Below are 21,828 nucleotides of genomic sequence, written 5' to 3'. Positions count from 1 at the left end.
TAGCGAACCACAGCCACGAACGGTATAAAACACTTTAAAGGCATAAGCCATATCAGTCGGTTAATGTAGGTCCCAATTGCATTGGGACAAGCCGGAACGGGCTACCATGGTTGAATGACACAGCTCTCGTACCCAGCCCTGATATTCCGCTGTCGCGGAATTGTCCGATAACAAATCGGACCTACATGATTGGGACAGGCCCGGCAACGGGCTACCATGGCTGGATGACACAGCTCTCCTACCCGGCCCTGATATTCCGCTGTCGCGGAATGGTCCGATAACAAATCGGACCTACATGAAGCACCTGTTCCGTCCCGGCCAATATTTTCGTCCAATGGCGATCACAACGCCAAATAATAGTCGCATCCGTAGCCCACGGTTTTAACCGTGGGAATAGCGATCAAACAAAGACCCAAACCATTGAAATGGTTTTAAAAACAATCTTTCAGGAGGCAGAGGCAAACGCCTTCAGAAACCTGCCGGCCTCCGGCATGACCCTCAAAACAAATTGCCTTTCATATTCGCTTTAAACATAATTTCGCGCACATTTTTTAAAGCATACTATGACAAACCAAAAGGTAAAACCTGCAAAGCCTCTGCAAGGCCAACAAAAGAAAGTGAAGCCCCAGCGTAAATTCCTGGGACCGGTAGAGAATCTGGAACAATATGTAGAGAGCGACTGGTGGAGGCGCATCTTCAATTCGCTATATTTAAAGACTGACGCTGATGTAGTGGATGACATCAACATTACGCGGGAAGAAATTGACCTCTTTGAAAAGACGCTCAATATTCCGAAAGATGCACACATGCTGGACTTAGCCTGCGGTCAGGGACGCCATGCCCTGGAATTTGCCAGGCGCGGCTATACCAACATCGAAGGCATGGACCGCTCCCGTTACCTCATTCAGCGGGCAAAAGCTTCAGTAAAGAAGGAAAACCTGCCTGTGAAATTCCGTGAAGGCGATGCCCGTAAACTTCCTTTTCCGACTGATAGTTTTGACGTGGTAATGATCCTCGGCAACAGCTTCGGCTATTTCGAGAACCCGAAAGAGGACCAGAAGATATTGCGCGAGATTGCCCGTATCCTGAAGCCCGATGGAAAGCTGCTGGTGGATGTGGCCAACGGCCAGCATCTGAAAGATAATTTCCAGGCCAGATCATGGGAGTGGATTGACAAGAACTACTTCGTAGCTCGGGAGCGCTCGCTATCAGCCGATGGAGACCGCCTCGTGAGCCGTGAAGTGATCACCCATGTAGACAAGGGCGTGATTGATGACCGGTTTTACGCAGAGCGGCTCTATACCGAGGAAGCAATGGAAAAGCTGTTGTCAAAAATCGGTTTTGGTAATGTGATCGTACACGGGGAAATTTCACCTAACAGCCAGCGAAACCAGGACCTGGGAATGATGGCCAGCCGCCACATCGTTACCGCTGAAATAAAGAAGGAATGGACCCCTGTTTCAAAGAAAGCTGCAAAAGGCAAAAAGCACGTGGCAGTGCTCATGGGCGATCCCACCAAGATAGATCCTGTAAAGCCTGAAGGCATCTGGGATGAGGACGATAACCACACCATCAACCAACTGAAGGAAGCCCTGGCGAAGTTGCCGGGATACCAGTTTAGTTTCCTGAACAACCACGATACAATGTATCAGGACCTGGTGAAAATAAAAGACAAAGTTGATTACGTATTCAACCTGTGCGATGAAGGATTTGCCAACGATGCCCGTAAAGAACTGCACGTGCCTTCCCTGCTTGAGATGCTGGGGATTCCATATAGCGGAAGCAATCCGCAATGCCTGGCCTATTGCTATGATAAGTCGCTGGTTCGCGGTATCGCCAAAGAAATGGGCATTCCCGTCCCCGATGCATTTTTCATCAGGCCCGAAGATCAGACCTTTGAGCTTCCCTTTAATTTTCCGGTTATTGTGAAACCGAATTTTGGTGATTCAAGTATTGGAATTACGCAGAACAGCGTAGCCAATAATGCACGTGAACTGATCTTTGCGATAAATCAGGTTCGGGAACGGATTGGAATGGAAAAGCCTATTCTGGTAGAAGAATTTCTGATCGGAAAAGACCTGAGCGTGGGCATTATCGGGAATACACCTGAGAGCTACACCATCCTCCCGATAATAGAAGAGGATTATTCTGCCCTGCCGGAGGAGCTTCCCAGGATCTGCGGCTATGAAGCCAAATGGGATCCGCAGTCGCCCTATTGGAACCTGAAGTCAGTGCCGGCTGAACTGCAGGAAGAAACCCGGAAGTTTCTTGAAGAAGCATGCCTCAAACTTGCCGAACGCCTTGAATGCCGCGACTATTCCCGCTTCGACTGGAGGATTGACGGCAACGGCACACCCAAACTTCTGGAAGCCAACCCCAATCCCGGTTGGTGCTGGGATGGCCACCTGAACAAAATGGCTAAACTCCATGGCCTCTCTTACAGCGGAATGCTGGGCAACATTCTCCAAAGTGCAGAACAACGCCTGGGGATGATCAGCGCGCTCACCGAGAAGCCAGCGAAAATGCAGGCAATGGAGGCCTCCTGATTCACCCGTCAAATCAATAACGGAAGATTAGGAGGGAAATAATTTACTTTTGCGCCAAATTAAGGCTATGCAATTTATTGGTTTATGGAGCGTAATAGCTCTGATGTTCATTGTATTAACTTCGTGCGGGGGAAAGAAAAAGGCCGGCAGAGCCGAAGAAAGGCAGGCCCAGGATAAGACGGTGGATGATCTTGCAGATTCCCTGAGCGATATTCTCGGAGAAATGACGGCAACCCCAACCCTCGCCTATCCGGAAGAAGAACACCTGGCAAACCTGCGGCAGCTCACCTTCGGAGGAGACAATGCTGAAGCCTATTTTAGTTTTGATAACCAAAGTCTCGTATTCCAAAGCAACTATAAGGGATGGGACGTTCAGTGCGACCAGATATTCTATTTTCCGCTTTCGGAGGAGGATATGCGCAGCGGCCGTCCGCAAATGCTGAGCGATGGGAAAGGCCGCACCACCTGCTCTTATTTCCTGCCGGGCGATACGCTCATTCTCTACGCCTCAACACGTTCCGGGAGCGACCTCTGCCCAAAAGAGCCGGAACGCACTCCGGGAGGCGATTATCTCTGGCCCATCTATCCGGACTATGATATTTATGTGGCGAATCTGAAAGGGGAAATCGTGAACCGGTTGACGGACAGGAAAGGCTATGATGCAGAAGCAACCGTTTCACCCAAAGGAGATAAGATCGTTTTTACCTCTGACAGATCCGGTGATCTCGAACTTTATACAATGAATATTGACGGCTCCAACATGCAACAGATAACCGAAGAGTTAGGATATGATGGAGGCGCATTTTTCTCACCTGACGGAAAAAAACTGGTATTCAGGGCTTCGCGGCCAAAAACCGAAGCCGAAATAAAAAAGTACAAGGATTATCTGATAAATGGCCTGGTGGCTCCTACTGCAATGGAGATCTTCGTCTGTAATGTGGACGGCAGCAACATGAAGCAGGTAACCGATCTGGGCAAAGCCAACTGGGCTCCTTTCTTCCATCCGTCTGGTAAGAAAATTATTTTTTCTTCCAATCATGCAAGCGATATCGGTTTCCAGTTCAATCTTTTTATGGTCAAAACGGATGGCAAGGGTCTGAAACAAATTACCTATGATCCCACTTTCGATGCTTTCCCGATGTTTTCATTTGATGGAAAAAAGCTGGTTTTCAGTTCAAACAGAAATAATGGAGGCACACGCAACACAAATGTGTTTATAGCTGACTGGGTGGAGTAAACCTTATTTGCTCATACACCTTTATTTTACCGGAACAACCCAAAGCATTATTCAATGCATGTATTAGAATTTGAAAAACCTGTAAAGGATCTTGAGGAGCAACTGGTGGTGGCGAAAGCATCACTGGCCGAGGGCAAAAAAGGATTCAGCGATAAAACCATTGCTGACCTTGAAAAGAAGATAAACGTCCTGAAACAGGAACTTTACAGCAACCTTAGCGGATGGAACAAAGTGCAGGTTTCGCGGCACCCCGAACGCCCATACACACTGGATTACATTGAGCACCTCACCACCCGCTTCGTAGAGCTGCATGGAGACCGGAATGTAGCGGACGACCATGCTATGGTAGGCGGCTTCGCTGACCTTGACGGACAATCGGTAATGTTCATAGGACAGCAAAAAGGAAAGAATACTAAAATGCGCCAGTTCCGCAATTTTGGAATGGCAAACCCTGAAGGCTACCGCAAAGCGCTGCGGCTGATGAAGCTGGCAGAGAAATTCAATAAACCGATAATTACGCTCATTGACACGCCCGGAGCCTCTCCGGGGCTGGAGGCTGAAGAGCGCGGCCAGGGTGAAGCCATCGCCCGCAACCTGCGCGAAATGACCATGCTGAAAGTACCAGTGATCTGCGTCATTATTGGCGAAGGTGCCTCTGGCGGAGCGCTCGGTATTGGCGTGGGAGACCGCGTACTGATGCTGGAATATACCTGGTACTCCGTAATCTCGCCTGAATCCTGCTCTTCCATTCTTTGGCGAAGCTGGGATTATAAAGAACAGGCGGCAGAAGCCCTGCAACTTACGGCTGACAAAATGCTCGGACAAAAACTCATTGACGGCATAATAAAGGAACCTTTGGGCGGAGCGCATAATGACCCCGCAACAATGTATTCCACCCTTAAAGCCGAACTCAAAAAGCATCTTCGGGAAGTTGGTAAATTAAATCCTGAAAAAAGGATAGAGCAGCGGATCAATAAATTCGCAGCAATGGGTGTTTATCAGGAAAAGTAAACTTCATTTCCTCACCTTTCATCATGGCAACTACACCACCACTCATCCGTCCTATTCGCAAGACTGATAATGCTGCTATGGCGACCGTTATCCGGAAAGTTATGACAGAGTTCGGAGCCGTGGGCGAAGGGTTCTCAATAATGGACGCGGAGGTTAATAACATGTATGAGGCATACAGCGCAGGAAGGGCCGCCTATTTTATTACTGAAGTTGACGGTTTGCTTTCGGGCGGTGCGGGTATAGGCCCGCTGGCAGGCGCAGAACCTGACATCTGCGAGCTAAAGAAAATGTACCTGCTCAAGGAAATCAGGGGGATGGGACTCGGCAAAGCATTATTGCACAAATCGCTGCAAGCTGCAAAAGAACTGGGGTACAAACGTTGCTATCTCGAAACCCTATCCCACATGGTGCAGGCCAACAAGCTCTATCAAGCGGCAGGATTTGAGAAAATAATCGGACCGCTTGGAAATACCGGCCATCACAGGTGCGAAACTTTTTTTATAAAACAGCTTTAATTTAAAATCGAAAACTCAATCAGGTAGAACTGAATGCCTTTCCTGCTGTTATAGAAAAGGGCTGAAAATTGCCTATGAGCGGCATTAGGCTCTGCGAGCATTTATTTCTTTAATTTAAATTGAAAAATTCATTAGGTTAAAACATTACATTCCTAAAAAATCTTTTAGCAGTAATTAAATAAACTAAAACTTTATGTTAAAAAAAATAGTACTCATCACCGGAATTGTGCTTTTTGTATTGGTGGCAGCAGCCATCGCTATTCCGTTTTTATTTAAAGATAAAATTGTGGCCATTGTAAAAAAGGAGGCAAACAAAAACCTGAATGCAGTGGTGGAATTCGATAATGATATTGGTCTCAGCCTGTTCAGGCGGTTCCCGGATATAACCCTCACGATGGATGACCTGTACGTAGCCAATATAGATTCATTTGCCGGAGATACGCTTTTGAAAACCAAACAACTGCAGTTAAGCCTGGACATTATGAGTGTTTTCAGTGATAATATGGAGCTCAACTCCTTTACGCTGGATAACCCGATCATATATGCCAAAGTGCTGCCCAGCGGCAAATCCAATTGGGACATTGCCAAAACCGATGAGGAAGCCGCGGCAGCCGATACCATCCCGGCTGAAGGCACTATGAAATTTACCCTGAAACACTGGGAAATAAACAAAGCCACCATCGTGTATGACGACCGTTCCCTGGGAATGAAAATGGGCCTCTTTGGCCTGGACAACTCCGGCAGTGGCGACTTTACCGAAACCATCGTAAACCTGAAAACTGAACTCACCGCTGAAAAAACGCAATTCATTTATGAAGGCATTGCTTACCTGGATGATGTCAAAACGGAACTCAATGCCGCCATGCGCATCAACCTTGATTCATTGCGCTTCGACTTCGAAGAAAATGAATTGCGTCTCAACGACCTGCCACTTAGCTTTAATGGCTGGCTCGCCATGCCTGCCGAAGATATTGACATGGACATCAGCTTTGCCACCAAAGACGCTACTTTCAAGAGCCTGTTGTCATTAATTCCCACCATTTATCAGAAGGACTTTGACGATTTGAAAGCCGAAGGATTAATGTCCTTCAGCGGCCAGGTAAACGGAACATATAATGAGCAATCCTATCCGGCTTTCGATATTGAAATGAACGTGAAAGACGGAATGTTCCAATATCCTGATCTTCCGCAGGCAGTGAGAGACGTGCAGGTAAATGCATCGGTTAAAAGCAGTTCTCCGGGCCTGGAAGATATGGTGATAAACGTGCAGCAGATCCATGCAGAAATGGCCGGGCAGCCGTTTGATGCCCGCATCCTCGTTCGTGAACCCATGGGAGATCTTTACCTTGATGCTGCTGCAAAAGGCAATATTGCGCTGGGAGCCGTCAACAGTTTTGTGAAGCTGGAAGAAAACACCGAACTCTCAGGAGATGTGATGGCTGACCTGGAGATAAAAGGCCGCATGAGCAGCCTCGAAAATGAGCAGTACGAACAGTTTAATGCAAGTGGAGAAATCCGGGTCAGCAATCTTGCATATTCTTCTGACGATATGCCGGAGCGAATAGGCATGAGCAATATGCAACTCATCTTTTCGCCACAGCACGCAGAACTGCGCGATATGAAGGCCACTTCCGGCAAAAGCGACATTAGCGCCAGCGGACGCCTGGACAATCTTATCGCTTACCTGTTTCAGGATAAAACACTCACCGGCTCCCTGAATGTGCAATCGAACTACCTGAACCTTAACCCCTGGATTGAGGAGGAAGAAACTGGTGAAACCACTGCCACTGAGCAAACAGCAAGAAATCAGACTGCCGAAGATGTCGGTCAAAGCGAAGAATTTGAGATTCCCCGGAATATTAATTTCAATCTTGAGGCAAGCATGAAGCAGGTCGTATTTCAGCACATTGACTTGCGTGACATTGAGGGAAATGTGGGACTGAACCAGGGAATGGTAACCGGCACCATGCGGCTGCGCTCTGACCTGATTGACCTGAACCCGTGGATGGAGGAAGAAGAAGGAGGAACAGCCGCCACCACTGAAACTGCAGGGGCGGATACAGCGACTTATGAGCTCTTTGAGATTCCAGGCTACATTGATTTCACGCTTGATGCTTTTATGAAAAAAGTACTCTTTCAGGATATGGTAATGGAAAATGTGGCGGGTATTATCATTATAAAAAATAAAAGAGCGCAATTGGTGGATATGCGGATGAATACGCTTGGCGGAAGCTTTCTGGCCAGCGGAAGCTATGCCACGCCTACTTCTGAGCAGGCGGACGTTTCATTTGATATGATGCTGGAAAATATTGGCATAGGCGAGGCTTTCAAGACTTTCGCCACGGTCAGAGAATTTCTGCCGATTGCTGAAAACTTAACGGGAAATTTTGACGGGCAGGTGAGTTTCAACTCCGTGCTGGGCAAGGATTTTATGCCGGACTGGTCTACACTGACAAGCGATGGAAAGCTCGAAATAGAAAGAGCGGTGATCGAAAATTTCGTCCCGCTCCAGCGGCTGGCAAAAAAGCTCAATATGCCAAAATACAAACAACTTGTGCTTACCGGCATCAAGCCTTCTTATGAGATCAGCAATGGCCGTTTTTCACTGAAAGAGCCCATCACTTTTGATGTTGAAGAAACGGATTTTGAAATCACAGGCTCCAGCGGAATTGACAAAACACTGGCCTATAATATTGCAATGGACGTTCCCGCTGGCGAAATGAAGGCCCAGGCCAACCAGTTGCTGACGCAGGCTTTGGGCAGCGATGTAAAACTTTCATCCGGAGATAAGGTGAAGGTGATTGCAAAAATGACCGGCACAACGGACAATCCGCAAATATCCCTTGACCTCAGCCAAACCGGTAAAGGACTGATTGAAAACGTTACCGAAACCGTAAAGGAGAAAGTGGAGGACGTAATTGGCGACAAAAAACAGGAAGCCGAAGACAAAGCGCGTCAGGAACTGGACAAGCAAAAAGAGGAACTGGAACGCAAGAAGCGCGAAGCCGAACAAAAGGCGCGTGAGGAAGCTGAAAGAAAACGCAAAGAGGCTGAAGAAAAAGCCAAAGAAGAGGCGAAGAAGAAGCTGAAAAATGTGTTTAAATAAGGTGCTGATTCACTGGTTACGGACATTCTGAAATTTCCTTCCTTTAAATTTAAACGGTAATCCCAAATTATCACGGCATATTTCGGGTAAATGTTTGGTTCTATCATGGAGCAGGGCATTGAACAAGTCCCCCATTGGGAGATTTAGGGGCCGGGGCTCCTGTTTTTATTCTGATCATACATCTCCGCATTTTCTATTTTTGCTGAAAAATAAGCAACGACATACCTGAGGCGGGAAATTTATTGTGCTGCTGCAATCGTCATCAGGTCAAAAAAAGGAAACGTTTTTCTTATTTAAAATTTTAACATTTTAACGCTAAAAAATGCCGTTAACTGAATTAAATGCGATTTCACCGATTGATGGCCGCTACCGCAGCAAGGCAGAGCCACTTGCTCCTTTTTTCTCAGAGCAGGCCCTGATCCGCTACCGGCTGCGGGTGGAGGTAGAATATTTTATTGCACTTTGCGAAATGCCGCTCCGGCAACTTCAATATTTTCCGAAAGATAAATTTGAGGTACTTAGAAATATGTATCGCAGTTTTTCAACGGCTGATGCCGAACGTATTAAGGAAATCGAAGCCATCACAAATCATGATGTTAAAGCTGTGGAATATTTCCTCAAAGAAAAATTCGCAGCAGAAGATTTAAGCTCATGCAGCGAATTCATTCATTTTGGGCTCACTTCGCAGGACGTAAATAATACGGCCATTCCGATGATGTTAAAAGAGGCCCTGGAAAATGTCCTCATCCCGGTATTGCAAAATGAATTGCTTGCAAAACTCAAAGAACTGGCTGAAGAATGGAAAAACATCCCGATGCTGGCGCGAACGCATGGCCAGCCTGCAAGCCCTACGCGCCTGGGAAAGGAAATAGCGGTATTTGCTGAGCGGCTTTCAGAACAGTTGTCATTGCTGCAAACGCTGCCACATTGCTGTAAAATGGGGGGCGCCACCGGGAATTTCAATGCCCATACGGTGGCTTACCCGGAAACAGACTGGCCGGCTTTTGCGGAAAAATTTGCCCGCGAAAAGCTTGGACTCAGGCGGCAGCCGACCACCACCCAAATTGAGCACTATGATAATATGGCGGCTATTTTCGACAATCTGAAGCGGCTGAATGTTATCCTGATGGATTTCTCTCAGGATATGTGGCTGTATGTGTCGCAGGATTATTTTAAGCAACAAATTAAGGAAACCGAGGTAGGCTCGTCTGCCATGCCGCACAAGGTAAATCCCATAGATTTTGAGAACGCAGAAGGAAACCTGGGGCTGGCCAATTCACTACTTGAGTTTCTTGCCCGGAAGCTGCCGGTTAGCCGCCTGCAACGCGATCTTACTGACAGTACTGTTACGCGCAATATTGGCGTCCCGCTTTCCCATGGCCTTATCGCCTGGAAATCGCTGCTGAAGGGCCTGGGGAAACTCACCGTACACCACGAAAAAATCAACGCTGACCTTGAAGCCAACTGGGCCGTGGTAGCGGAAGCTATTCAAACCATCCTGAGGCGCGAGGGCTACGACAAACCGTACGAGGCCCTGAAATCTCTGACCCGCACCGGTGACAAAATAACTAAGGAGCGCATCCATGAATTTATTGATACCCTGAAAGTAGACGAAACCATTAAACAGGAATTGCTGCAAATCACCCCTTTTAATTATACCGGTTCATAATTATTTTTTCAAAATCATTAAAAATGGTTGGACGTAAATTCGATTACTATTCCTACGGTTAAACTGTGGGCTATGGGGTAAACATAATAGTGATTATGGGCGGACTTTACTCTTTTTTAGCGTAGATTGTATGCATCAAAAAACGCAATATAAATCCTGCTATTAAAAGCCCAATACCTGAGGCTATGACATTTAAGGGTAATGAAACGGACATACTCAAACATCCTATAAGCCCCACAACCGGAATTACCCTGCCATATATTTGCTCTTTTCGGGGTTGTCGCAGGGCAGAAATATTGGTGATACTGTAATAAAGCAAAATTGTAAAGGTGGCGGCCCTAACAATAAATTCAAAGGTTCCCAAGATTGTAAGGAGCAGGATAACAACACCTGTGATGATAATCCCTAAATGCGGAACCCGGTAATTGCGGTGGATTGCCTGAAAGACCGGTGGTAGGTCGTGCCGTCTGCCCATTGCCAGCATCATCCGGCTAATCCCTAAAATCTGGCTCAATAAAACACCCAACATTGCTGTAGAAGCGCCAATAGTGACAACCGTTCTTATAGCAGGTGTAGTCAAAGCATCAGCAACTACCTGCAAAGGCGATTTGCTGTCTGCCATGCTTGCTGTCCCAATTACACCCACCGCAACAACAGATACCACAGCATAAAGAATTATCGCTGATACTATTGTAATTATAACTGCCTTAGGAATAGTCTTTTCAGGTTCCTTAACCTCCTCTGCCAATGTTGCAATTCTTGCATAACCTGTAAATGCAAAAAACAATAATGCTGAGGCTTCGGCAATTCCTGATAAACCAAAAGGCGCAAAGGACCTAAAGTTTTCGGCCTTAACAGCCGGAATTCCGCTAAATACCAGATAGACCAGTGAAAGAAGCGTAATAGATACAATTATAAGATTTAATTTCCCCGCTTTCTTAATACCAAAATAGTTGGCAGCGGTAAGAAAGATAACCGCAACTACAGAAATTATTAAAGGTGAGGAAACCGGGACTAATTGATAGAAATAACTGCCAAAACCGATGGCCACGACACCTGCCGCAGATAGCTTACTGATTAAAAACATCCAGCCGGCAGAAAAACCAAAAACAGGATTGATTAACCGGTATCCATATTCATAAGTGCCGCCAGAATGGGGATAGATGGCTGCCAATTGAGCAGAACTTAAACCGTTAAATGCAGCAATAATACCTGCTATTGCAAGGCCTACAATAAAAGCAGGCCCTGAAACACCCGCTGCGACCCCTGTAACAACAAAAATCCCTGCACCGACTATTGCACCCAGCCCAACGCCCACAGCATCTTTTAATGTAAGCGCCCTTAAAAGTTCCTTTACAAGTGGTTGTTTACCTGTCACTATTTTTTATTTAGAATAAACCAATCCAGTGAAAACATACCACCACCTTTTATCAGTAGAAAAATGCTACCGAGCAGCATAGCCCAGTCCGTCCTGCTTCCGTGCATCATTTCCCAAAATCCCTGATTGGCCAAGACATCTGTCTTGGTTGTGGCAATGGCAACAAGCATAATGATAATTAAAGGAATACTGGCAAGCCTTGTGAGCAAACCGATTAAAACCAACGCCCCGCACAAGATTTCAAAACCTCCTACGAAAGAGCCTAAGAATTCAGGTTCTGGCAATCCTATTTTTTCAAATCGGCCTGCCCCGCGAATGGCAGGGAAGAGGAATTTCTGAATGCCTTCTGAAAGGAACACCGCCCCCACCATTAAACGAATAAGGATGGTTGTTTTTGAGTAATCTGAACCGATTATTTTTTGAAACATATTTATTTATTTGGATGGTAATCTTTTAAAACTACAAAACACAAAATTTTGAATAGTGTCAAAGGGCGTTCTGTGGTCAATTGTGATCAATAATCCTGGCTGTTTTTGGTAAGTGGAACTGATTAATAAAGTTAAGTGACGTTTCTGGTCTTGGTTCATACCAACTCACTTCTTCCGGTTGTTTGGTTTGGTAGATGTTCTCCCCCTGGGAATTTTTTCGAAAATGCCTGCCCTTAATTTGTTGATTGTCCTCCTGTTCATATCATTAACATTTAATGCAAAAATATTAACTTTTACCGTCTATTTTGAGTTCACCCATTTCAAACAATTTCTTAAACCATTGAAATCGTTTGAGGTTACATGTAATAATTAAAAAAACTAATGATGCCTGTAATAACAATAAGTTTTGAAATATTAAATGCACAGGAAGTTGTAAAAAATGAAAAAGGAATGCTGGTAGGAATGCTGGCAGGAATGATCATGAATAAGGAAAAGCTAAAAGCGAAAGTGGAATCTGCGGCCTGTGCAGAAATGGTGAAGGCGCTGGAAGTTAATCTCCGGGAAAAGCTTGCTGAGCAAGGCGTTGTGGCCGATTTACAGATCAGCTCCCGCTGCTGACCAAACCGTTTATTCAGCGGATCCGATGTATTACCGGAAACGGCTCACCACCTTTTTATCGAACCAATTCTCAAACTTATCAAGCCATCCCCCATTTTTTTCATCTTCCTCCTCTCCTATCAGGTAGCCGTAGGGTTTCAGCGGCTCAATGTGGTCCATTACCACTTTAAGAATAGCAAGATAGGGAATGGCGACTACCATACCTGCCACGCCCCAAACGGCTCCGCCAAGCACTACCACGATGATGGTAAAAGCAGGATTCAAATCTACTTTATGGCCCACCACGAACGGCTCCAGGATATAGCTTTCAATAAACTGGATAATTGAAAAGACGATCAACACTCCGATTGCGGCTTCAAAGCCGCCACCAGTAACCAGGCCCAGAAGCATGGCCATGCCGCCTCCAATGACGTTTCCAATGTAGGGGATAAGGGATAAAAGGGCCGCAATAATGGATATGAGCAACGCATATTCAATCCCTACAATGCTAAGCCCAATGCCATATAAGGCCGCAAGAAAAATAATGAGAACACCTTTGCCCACCAGGTAATTCATGGCCACGGTAGAGGTTTTTCTAAGGGTATCCTCAGCCTTTTCGCGGCCTGACGCTGGCACCGCCATCAGGATGAATTTCCGGAATTTTCGCCTGAAATACATAAAGAAAAAGACATACACCAATACAAGCAGCGTAGCGGCAAATATTCCAAACAGACCGATGGCTGACTTAGCCAGGGTTGTTACTTCATTCTCTGTGTCACGGCTTTTGGCCTGGTCCCCGGCCTGTGTTTCTCCTTCGGGTACCGACTGAGTCGAAAACGGTACCTGCTCCATGAAACTTTGAATATGAGGATCAGCATCCAGTCCCGTTTTATCTTCAAAAAACTGCTGCATTCTTTCCATTTTTGGCTGCACTTGTTTTTTTAGCTGCGGCCAGTCATCCACTATATTTTTTATCTGGGCCGATACCAGAAAGAACAAACCCATAATAGCCAGAAGAATGCACAAATCGCACACAAGCACGGCCCAACCCCGGCTTATTCCTTTGCCCTCAAGCCACCGGCATAGCGGCAGCATCAGCAGCGAAAGCAATACGGCAATGCTCACCGGAATTAAAAAACCTTTGGCGACAGCAAGGCCATCAAAAAGAAAATATGATCCTAATATAAAGAGGGTGGTATATAGCAGAATATTCTTAACCTTCTGCATGGATTGTTTTTCGGTGCTTTCTTCCATTTAGTCATTCTACTTGTTTACGCGCTTCACGATGGTGCAATGTATCCTTTTGCCAAAGGGCTGACCATCCTCCACCGTAACTATGTTTGATCTTGCCTTTGACGAGCGAAAAAGCGATTACCAAAGCTCCGGTCGCCATGTCATTTACAATGGCGAAATTATGGTCATATCCTAAAATCCAGGGCGCAATGAGAAGCCATGCGCCCAAGGCAAGATTATATTTGCCCACCACGCGCGTACATTCCCACCACGCCACAACGGCAAAAGTAACGATCACAGGCCCTATAATGTGCGCGTTATCAGCAACAGGATTTCCAAAACCTAAAACTTCAGGCGAGGCCATCAGCCACACTCCGAGAATTGCATTTATTGCGTGTGCCCACATATCAGGTTATTTTTTTACGTTCACTTTCACTACCCAGAAAAGCCTTCCAGACTGAAGCACCGGAATCTTTCACCCGCTTCAAATATTGCAGGCTTGCCAGCATCTCGTCCATAGCAGGACCTATCATGGCGATAGAAACCACTGCCGAAGCCAGACACAGGGTACACCAGGCATCCAGCAGCACTGGTTGCAGAATAACCAGGAGGATGCTTATAAATCCCAGCGGCCCGACAGCAAGGCCAAATACCACTACCATCCAGGGCATTGTGCGCCAGCGTCTTTGGCCACCAATCACGCCCGTTACTACGTCCAATAAATAAGCAAATGCGCCCAGTGCCGCATCAGGTATGGGCAGAATATGAGAAACCGAGGAATTGAGAATAATTTCGCTTCCCTTACCAAAAAAAGGTTCCCACACATTAGAGAGAATATTCAATTGATAAAGTGAAAGATAGACAGCAATCCCTGTTCCTCCTAAAGCCAGGATAACAATTGGGATCCGCTCTCCCCATCTAGATGGGTTATAGTCCCACCCGGGTGGAATATTTCTTTTTTCGTGTTTCATTATTTAAATACTGCTCTTTTAGCAGAATTAAAATACATGAATAAAATTTCATAAAATCTATCGGCCATTTTAGTTTTAAAATTTAATGATCAATAGTAGCTTCAAATTATAAATCATTTTTTTCATACCATTTTTCAGGATCAAGTTTTAAATTTTTGATCATCTTTGGCAAAGTAGATTTAAGGTCGTGGCGGGGCTCCCAGTCCAGTTTCTCCTTGGCCCGGCTGATGTCCATTTCATAGTGATCATCGGCCCTGTCTACCATCCAGGGTTTAATAAACGGATCGCTAACCTGTTCCTGCAACCAAGCACCGATCTTAGCCAGTGGTTTTGGAATTTCCATTGTATGCCATTCTTCTCCGTGGATCAGTTCCCCAATTTTATCCTGCAGTTCGCCATAGCTGTAGGTTTTCGATTCGCTTATGTTAATGGCAATTTCTTCCGGAAGAGAATCCCTGTGATCAATGGTTCTAATAATCGCATCAACCATATCATCCAGATGGAGAAAAGCATTGCCATGAAGCAGGTCGCCCGGATAAAAATAACTGGTGAGTTCCTTTTCATAAATCCGTTGCACCTGATGAGATATTGGGATGGAATTTCCCTCCTCATCATAGGCTCCGGCCAGGCGCAGCATCACGGCAGGTATTCTTCCGCGTTTCTGGCGGATCAGTTTTTCGGTTTTCACTTTCGATTCCGGGTAGTTCCAGCTAGCATTTAGCGGCCAGTTTTCATTAATTTTTTCTCCGGGTTCAGCCGCTTTATATACCAGGTTAGTGCTCGAAAATATAAATTGTTGTACATCCATTTCCTGCAGCGCATCCAATAGTTTTTCAGTGCCTTTTACCGTCACCTCCTCATACAGCGGGCTGGGTTCACCTGAAAAATCATAGTAAGCTGCCAGGTGAACTACCGAAGCGATTTTGCTGCTGTAAGCATATTGAATTCTCTCTAATCCGGCCCGGATGCTTTTTTCAGAAGTAATATCAAAATTGATGTTTTCGGATTTTTTATTTGGAAAAGGATTACCGACTTTGTCCAGCCCAATACACTGAAACCGGTCAGCCAGCCGGTCAATTAATTTTGTCCCGATTAGTCCGCTACCTCCCGTTACGAGAATAATTTCTTTTGAATTTTTATTTGATTCCGCCATGAGAAAACAATTTTGATTAAATGAAAAATAACCACTCAAATCTTAATTGAGCGAAAGAATAGTTTCTTCAACAAGGACAGGATTGTATAGGTTTAAAAAATCCTGAAATGGAAGGTTTTGAACATTCATGTGCAGATTTTCGCACTTTATCCTTTTATATGAGCATAAATAATAGCATTAGCAAAAAATTTGTGCAACCGGCCAAACCAGCCATCCGCTTTAACGTTACACTCAAAATCCATGATTAAATTTTAAAACTAATTCAAAATGAAAAACATTACCGCAACCCAATTGAAGGAACAAATGGACCAGGGACAGGAGTTTGAAATAATTGACGTGCGCGAGTCCCACGAATATGAGATATGCCATCTTGCGTCCAGCAGGCTGATCCCGATGAGCAAACTGATGACATCAGTAGATGAAATTAAGGGAGAAAAACCTGTGGTAATGTATTGCCACCACGGCAATCGCAGCAAGGCCGCGACAGCATTTTTAGAAAAGCAGCGGCCGGAGGTAGCGTTCCTCAATCTGAAAGGTGGCATCCATGCCTGGGCTGAAGAGGTGGATCCAAATATGCCGGTTTATTAAAAATCATTAAATAATAATTAATTTAGAAAATAACAATGGAAGAAAACGCTCCCCTTATATTGCTGCATGGCGCATTGGGTTCCAAAGCCCAGTTCCAGTCACTCCAGCCATTGCTTGAGCCGCATTTTCAATTGCACATGCTGGATTTACCGGGACATGGAAAAGGCGCTGAAATAAACGCACCGCTCCGGATTGAGACGATGGCCGCAGCCCTGAAGAATTATATACGTGAGAATGAATTGGTAAAGCCTCATATTTTCGGATATAGCATGGGCGGGTATATTGCACTGTGGCTGGAAAGCAGGGAACCGGAAACGTTTGCAGATATTACCACCCTGGCCACCAAATTCGACTGGACGGAAGAGACCTCAGCCAAAGAAGCGGCAATGCTCAATGCCGGAAAAATCCGCGAAAAAGTGCCGCAGTATGCTGAATGGCTGCAAAAGATGCACGGTGAAAACTGGGAGCCGCTGCTGGAAAAAACCGCTGAAATGATGCTGCATCTGGGCAAGAAAAAGCTGATAGATGAGGCGCTCTTACAAAAAGTGCAGATCCCGGTGCGCGTAGCTGTAGGCGACCGTGATAAAATGGTTTCGCTGGAGGAAACGGTATGGGCCTACCGCAACCTGCCAAAAGGAGAACTGCAGGTGCTGCCAAATACTCCGCATCCATTGGAGAAGGTGGAGCAGAAAATTCTGGTGGCGATGCTTACTGACCCGGAATAACACCATCATAAAATTCCGGTGCATTTCGCAGGGATATTAAAAAGGGAAAAATACCGGCAGCAGGAAAGTGGCCAGCAGCCAGAATAATATTGAAAGTGGAAATCCTACTTTAAAATAATCAGCAAATTTATAGTTCCCGGTAGTGTAGATCATTGTATTGGTTTGATACCCGATTGGCGTCAGAAAACTTGCCGAAGCCGCATAGGCTATCGCCATCACAAAAGGTTTGGGATTTACCTCCAGCGCAAGCGCAGTTGCAAAAGCTATTGGAATTAAGATCACTACTGTACCGGTATTGCTTATCACCTCGGTGAGTATGGTGGTGATAAGATAAATCAGGGAAAGCAAAACGATGGGTGGAAATCCTCCCAGGGAACCGGTAAGGAGCTGAGCCAGGAGATCAGAAGTACCAGTGGTGGCTATGGCGATGCCAAAAGGCAGCAGCCCCGCCAGGAGAAAAATGATTTTCCAGTCAATGGCTTCATAAAATTCCTTCATATTGATGCAGCGGAACAGGACCATCACCACCACGGCTGTGACCGCCCCCACATGGATAGGCAGGATATTCAGTGTAGCCAATGTGACCATTATTATTGAAATACCAATTGCAATGGCCGCCTTCACCCTTTGTAACTGTGGAAACTCATGACGCGAAACCAACACTATTTCCTTGCTTTTGCTGATCAGCTCTGTGGTATTCTGGTGTGTACCCAACAATACGATATCACCGGCCTGAAGTTTACTTTTTTCAAGGGGCCAAAGGCTTTGCCGGTGCCGGTCACGAAGGGCCAGGATGCTGCCTTCGATATTGCGCCCAAGCACTGACTGCGTAACCGGTTTCCCTTCCAGCCGGGACCCCGGAGGAATCATCACCTCTGCCAGCAAATGATCAGTGCTTCCTTCTATTTCTTCAAAACCCTCGCCTTTCATCAAGTGTATCCCTGAAACTTTAATTATATCCTTCAGACGTTTAAGGCTGCACCTGATCGTAAGAATATCCCCCTGATCCACCAGGAATTCAGGCGTAAAATTCTGGATGGTTTTTCCATCCCGCTCCAGCGACAGAATTTCGAGGTTGGTGCGCGTCATTAGTTTGGATTCAAGGAGAGGCTGGCCTGCCAGGTCGGAATCTTCGGGGATAAGGATGCGTGTAATATATTGGCCTAACCCGATCGTTTCAGCCACGCCTTCAGCGCTTCTCCTGGCAGGAAGCCTGTCTGCCCCCCAGAAATAGAGATACGTTCCTCCGGTGGCAAAAAATATCAGGCCGAGCGGTGCAAAATCAAAAATGCCGATGGAACCTCCGCCATACTTTTCTGAAAGAGAATCGGCCAGGATATTCGTGGAAGTACCGATGAGGGTACAGGCGCCTCCAAAGAGCGAAGCAAAGGAGAGGGGAATCAGGAGTTTTGACGGACTACGGTTCAGGTCGCTGGCAATACCCATAACGATCGGAATAAAGATAGCCACTACCGCTGTGTTGTTGATAAATGGAGAAATTGCACCGCTAATGATAATGATGAAAAGCAGCAGCCTTTTATCGCTGATCTTTCCCTGGCGGGCCAGAATATCCCCAAAAAGATTCAGCGCCCCTGTTTTATACAGCGCGGCACTGATCACGAACATGGATGCTACCGTTACCGTGGCCTTATTGCCAAAACCGGAGATTCCCTGTGCCGGAGTGATAATGCCCAGCAGTACGAGCAATAGCGTTAATACAATAGCCACAAGCTCTACCGGCAACCATTCTGTGATGTAAAATACCACGGCCGCCACGATAAAGAAGATCATCAGATATATCTGCCAGTCATCAGGGATTCCATTTACTAATGAAACGCCCGGCAAAATGTGTGTTATCAAAAGAATTACAGTGAGCTTTTAAAAGTTAGTCCATTTCTCTTAATTCATCAGTAGGAATATTCCTGCTCTTCAATATTCTGTACAAGGCCTTGCGCATTCTCAGATATTTCCTAATTCCTATAGCAAGCACAAAAAGGGATGAAGGAAGGAAGATATAGGCAAGTAAATGCGCAGTGGCTTTGTCAAAAAATTCAAGGAATGAAATCCCGGAAATGATCAGCGTAAGAGCGAGTGAAACGTAGGCCAGCAAAGTTCTCTCATTTGCCAGGATGGTCCGGTCTATGGCGAGGAAATCCCGCATGATCAGTTTTTCCTGGACGTTTTGATAGAAATATCGCTTCATAAGTACCTTATAAAATTACCGCTTCATCAAAATAATTATCAGGTCAGGGAATTTGTTGATAAAAAAAGCTCAGATCTGATAAAACGGCAGGAATGGTAAAGAATGAAAATAAAGCAACTTCTATTGCTTCTTCAGGGTCTCCAGGCTTTTACGGGCAAGCACAAATTCCGGAAAAATCCGAATAGCATTTTCAAAATTCTCAAGTGCTTTTTCTTTCTCCTTCAGATCCATCATGATAATACCGGCAAGATTATAAGAAGCCGCCTGAAGTGGTACATTCTGCGCTTCGCTCTGTGAAATCTGAATTTGTACCTGCTCATTTCGCGAAGCAGGATCCTGTAAAATTTTCTGAACGGTGCTCATGCCCTCGCCATATCTTTTCAGGTTGTACTGCAACACCGCCACCTGATACTGGTAATAAGGGCTACCTGTAAGTAGATGCAGCTTTTCATAAAGTGCCAACGATTCTTTCAGCCGCCCTACCTCCTGCTCTGCGGTTGCCACGAGTTCCAGCATCCCGGTATCTACAGGATGTTTATCCAGATGCTTCCTGCCCACAATAATCGCCTGCACATAAGATCCGTTGATGTAGTAAAGCGTAGCCAGTGAATCCAGATAGGACTCCTCCGGGTCTTTCGCCATAATGTAATAAAGCGCATGAATGGCTGTCTGATAATCGCCATGCTCCACAGCAAGGTCAAAAACCTTGAGGTCAATACTGTCTTTGGCCGATTTTGGTTCAACTAATTGTTGCTCCTGTTGCGCTTCTTCTGCCTGCCTCTTCTTTTTCTTTTTTTGAGCAAAAGAAGGGAGGGCAAACAAAATCATAAGGAAAAGAAAAAGCAATGACTTCATTCTGAATATTTTATTGAGTTGAGACAGTATTTTTCGGTGAAGGCTTCGAAATTAAGAGTAATCCAATGAATGTTAAAAGCCCGTTAATCAGCAACAATTCAAAACTGAACCGGTATCCCTGGAAAATATAGGCTGCAAAAATATCAATGGTTTGGCCAAGCTCTGCGGAATAATCCATGAATAACGCGCCCAGTTCACCCTCAGAGGCAAGAGAGATAATAAACGTAAGGATTGGCGATAAAAAGCATACCAGCACCACCCAGCGATCTCTCACTTTTTTCTTTGTAAAAATTCCCATTACAAATAGTCCGAGGAGCGGCCCATAGGTGTATCCGGCTATTTTGAATATTGCATTGATTACGCTTTCATCATTAAGTCTGTGGAATATCATGATGACAAAAAAGAGCAAAACCGTAATTCCGATATGAATTAATGAACGTACCCTGCGCGTTCCGGTGGCTGGTGTAACCATTGCAGGATCGTTATTAATGCCAGGCTTTACCTCTTCAGATTTAAAACCGAGAAAATCCACGCAAATAGAAGTGGTTAAAGCAGCAAGCGCACTGTCAGCACTGGAGTATGCCGCAGCCGTAAGTCCCAGCAGAAAAACGATTCCTGCGAAAGCCGGCAAATGATCCATCGCCAGTGAAGGATAGATATAATCTGTTCTTTCCGGCAGGGGAATGTTGTTAGCGCTGGCAAACATGAGGAGGAGAACACCCAATCCCAGGAATAACAGGTTTACCGGCAGCAACGTAATGCTGAAGGTGAACATGTTCTTCTGCGCATCCCGCAACGACCGGCAGGTGAGGTTTTTCTGCATCATGTCCTGGTCCAGGCCAGTCATTACAATGGCGATAAAAGCACCACTGATGAATTGCTTGTAGAAGTATTGTGGGCTGCGCCAGTCATCAAAGAAAAATATCCGGGAAAGGTTGCTCTGGCTGATCTCGCGGGTTATCTCAAAAAATCCCAGGTCCAGGGTATTAACAACATAGATAATAGTGGTGATCAGCGCTAGCAACATAAAGAGCGTTTGCAGCGTATCCGTCCAGATAATGGTTTTGATGCCACCTCTAAAAGTATAGACCAGGATGAGCATCAGCGAAACAAAGACGGAAACCCAGAAAGGCATTCCCCATTTATCAAAAATAAAAACCTGGAAAACCACTGCCACCAGGTATAGCCGGAATGCCGAACCGATGGTGCGCGATAAAAGGAAAAAGAATGATCCCGTTTTATGAGAAACCTTGCCGAATCGTGTTTCCAGATAGGTGTAAATGGTGGTGAGATTGAGGCGGTAATAGAGCGGCATTAAAACCGTTGCGATCACAAAATATCCCACCATATATCCCAGCACCACCTGAAAGTAGCTGAATTGCGTGGACCCTACCCAACCGGGAAGAGAAATAAAAGTCACACCACTAAGGCTCGCGCCAATCATTCCGAAAGCCACGAGATACCAGGGTGCATTTTTATTAGCCACAAAAAATGTGGCATTGTCAGTAGCTTTCCGGGCTGTGAAATAAGAGATTAAAACAAGGAAGAGGAAATATCCCCCGAGTATGGATAATATAATTCCGGGATGCATAGAGACCGTTGGTTTGGCTGCA

At 45.7% G+C, this 21,828-nt stretch carries 19 protein-coding genes; 9 read left to right on the top strand and 10 right to left on the bottom strand.

The genetic code is table 11. From position 1 onward, the window contains the following. Positions 1-563 precede the first annotated feature (563 nt). The 6 genes from WD077_09325 (at position 564) to purB (ending at position 10,084) form a co-directional block, all read left to right on the top strand. Positions 564-2,546: a methyltransferase domain-containing protein gene (locus tag WD077_09325; protein MEX0967428.1), complete on the top strand. Its 1,983-nt coding sequence runs from the start codon at positions 564-566 to the stop codon at positions 2,544-2,546. Between the two features lie 223 nt (positions 2,547-2,769). Then, a complete protein-coding gene (locus WD077_09320) occupies positions 2,770-3,783 on the top strand; it encodes a hypothetical protein (protein MEX0967427.1) in 1,014 nt (337 codons plus the stop codon). 54 nt (positions 3,784-3,837) lie between these two features. Then, positions 3,838-4,794: an acetyl-CoA carboxylase carboxyltransferase subunit alpha gene (locus tag WD077_09315; GenBank protein ID MEX0967426.1), complete on the top strand. Its 957-nt coding sequence runs from the start codon at positions 3,838-3,840 to the stop codon at positions 4,792-4,794. A 23-nt stretch (positions 4,795-4,817) separates the two neighbouring features. Continuing rightward, the gene (locus tag WD077_09310) at positions 4,818-5,309 is read left to right on the top strand and encodes a GNAT family N-acetyltransferase (protein ID MEX0967425.1); all 492 of its coding nucleotides are present in this window, start codon (positions 4,818-4,820) and stop codon (positions 5,307-5,309) included. A gap of 193 nt (positions 5,310-5,502) precedes the next feature. Continuing rightward, the gene (locus WD077_09305; protein MEX0967424.1) at positions 5,503-8,415 is read left to right on the top strand and encodes an AsmA-like C-terminal region-containing protein; all 2,913 of its coding nucleotides are present in this window, start codon (positions 5,503-5,505) and stop codon (positions 8,413-8,415) included. 322 nt (positions 8,416-8,737) lie between these two features. Next, the gene (purB, locus tag WD077_09300) at positions 8,738-10,084 is read left to right on the top strand and encodes an adenylosuccinate lyase (GenBank protein MEX0967423.1); all 1,347 of its coding nucleotides are present in this window, start codon (positions 8,738-8,740) and stop codon (positions 10,082-10,084) included. A gap of 106 nt (positions 10,085-10,190) precedes the next feature. Here the strand turns inward: purB and WD077_09295 are convergent, their stop codons facing one another. Then, the gene (locus tag WD077_09295) at positions 10,191-11,462 is read right to left on the bottom strand and encodes an amino acid permease (protein ID MEX0967422.1); all 1,272 of its coding nucleotides are present in this window, start codon (positions 11,460-11,462) and stop codon (positions 10,191-10,193) included. Continuing rightward, complete coding sequence (locus WD077_09290) at positions 11,462-11,890, bottom strand: DoxX family protein (protein ID MEX0967421.1); 429 nt, start codon at positions 11,888-11,890, stop codon at positions 11,462-11,464. The genes WD077_09295 and WD077_09290 overlap by 1 nt, the downstream gene beginning before the upstream one ends. A gap of 381 nt (positions 11,891-12,271) precedes the next feature. On the opposite strand from WD077_09290, the gene WD077_09285 reads away from it, so the two are divergent. Continuing rightward, positions 12,272-12,508 carry a hypothetical protein gene (locus WD077_09285; GenBank protein MEX0967420.1) on the top strand — a complete coding sequence of 79 codons (237 nt, stop codon included), beginning with the start codon at positions 12,272-12,274 and terminating at the stop codon, positions 12,506-12,508. 30 nt (positions 12,509-12,538) lie between these two features. Here WD077_09285 and WD077_09280 read toward each other — a convergent pair whose 3' ends face one another. From WD077_09280 to WD077_09265, 4 genes are all read right to left on the bottom strand, one after another. Then, positions 12,539-13,741 (bottom strand): AI-2E family transporter, encoded by a 1,203-nt coding sequence (locus WD077_09280; protein MEX0967419.1) that lies wholly within the window; start codon positions 13,739-13,741, stop codon positions 12,539-12,541. A gap of 4 nt (positions 13,742-13,745) precedes the next feature. Beyond that, positions 13,746-14,126 (bottom strand): SPW repeat protein, encoded by a 381-nt coding sequence (locus tag WD077_09275; GenBank protein MEX0967418.1) that lies wholly within the window; start codon positions 14,124-14,126, stop codon positions 13,746-13,748. Between the two features lies 1 nt (position 14,127). Next, positions 14,128-14,691 (bottom strand): vitamin K epoxide reductase family protein, encoded by a 564-nt coding sequence (locus tag WD077_09270; protein MEX0967417.1) that lies wholly within the window; start codon positions 14,689-14,691, stop codon positions 14,128-14,130. Positions 14,692-14,797: 106 nt separating this feature from the next. After that, positions 14,798-15,844 (bottom strand): NAD(P)-dependent oxidoreductase, encoded by a 1,047-nt coding sequence (locus WD077_09265; protein MEX0967416.1) that lies wholly within the window; start codon positions 15,842-15,844, stop codon positions 14,798-14,800. A 267-nt stretch (positions 15,845-16,111) separates the two neighbouring features. On the opposite strand from WD077_09265, the gene WD077_09260 reads away from it, so the two are divergent. Together WD077_09260 and WD077_09255 are read left to right on the top strand one after the other, a co-directional pair. After that, the gene (locus WD077_09260; GenBank protein MEX0967415.1) at positions 16,112-16,432 is read left to right on the top strand and encodes a rhodanese-like domain-containing protein; all 321 of its coding nucleotides are present in this window, start codon (positions 16,112-16,114) and stop codon (positions 16,430-16,432) included. Between the two features lie 35 nt (positions 16,433-16,467). Next, positions 16,468-17,157, top strand: coding sequence for an alpha/beta fold hydrolase (locus tag WD077_09255; GenBank protein ID MEX0967414.1), 690 nt, complete (start codon positions 16,468-16,470; stop codon positions 17,155-17,157). 36 nt (positions 17,158-17,193) lie between these two features. Here the strand turns inward: WD077_09255 and WD077_09250 are convergent, their stop codons facing one another. From WD077_09250 to WD077_09235, 4 genes are all read right to left on the bottom strand, one after another. Next, positions 17,194-19,017 (bottom strand): SLC13 family permease, encoded by a 1,824-nt coding sequence (locus WD077_09250; protein ID MEX0967413.1) that lies wholly within the window; start codon positions 19,015-19,017, stop codon positions 17,194-17,196. Between the two features lie 25 nt (positions 19,018-19,042). Then, positions 19,043-19,360, bottom strand: coding sequence for a DUF202 domain-containing protein (locus WD077_09245; protein MEX0967412.1), 318 nt, complete (start codon positions 19,358-19,360; stop codon positions 19,043-19,045). Positions 19,361-19,480: 120 nt separating this feature from the next. Then, positions 19,481-20,215: a hypothetical protein gene (locus WD077_09240; GenBank protein MEX0967411.1), complete on the bottom strand. Its 735-nt coding sequence runs from the start codon at positions 20,213-20,215 to the stop codon at positions 19,481-19,483. 10 nt (positions 20,216-20,225) lie between these two features. Next, positions 20,226-21,806: a sodium:solute symporter gene (locus WD077_09235; protein ID MEX0967410.1), complete on the bottom strand. Its 1,581-nt coding sequence runs from the start codon at positions 21,804-21,806 to the stop codon at positions 20,226-20,228. Positions 21,807-21,828: the final 22 nt, after the last annotated feature.

It is taken from the genome of Bacteroidia bacterium (genome assembly GCA_040880525.1).
GTDB lineage: Bacteria > Bacteroidota > Bacteroidia > CAILMK01 > JBBDIG01 > JBBDIG01.
This window is presented reverse-complemented; position numbering and strand designations above follow the sequence as displayed.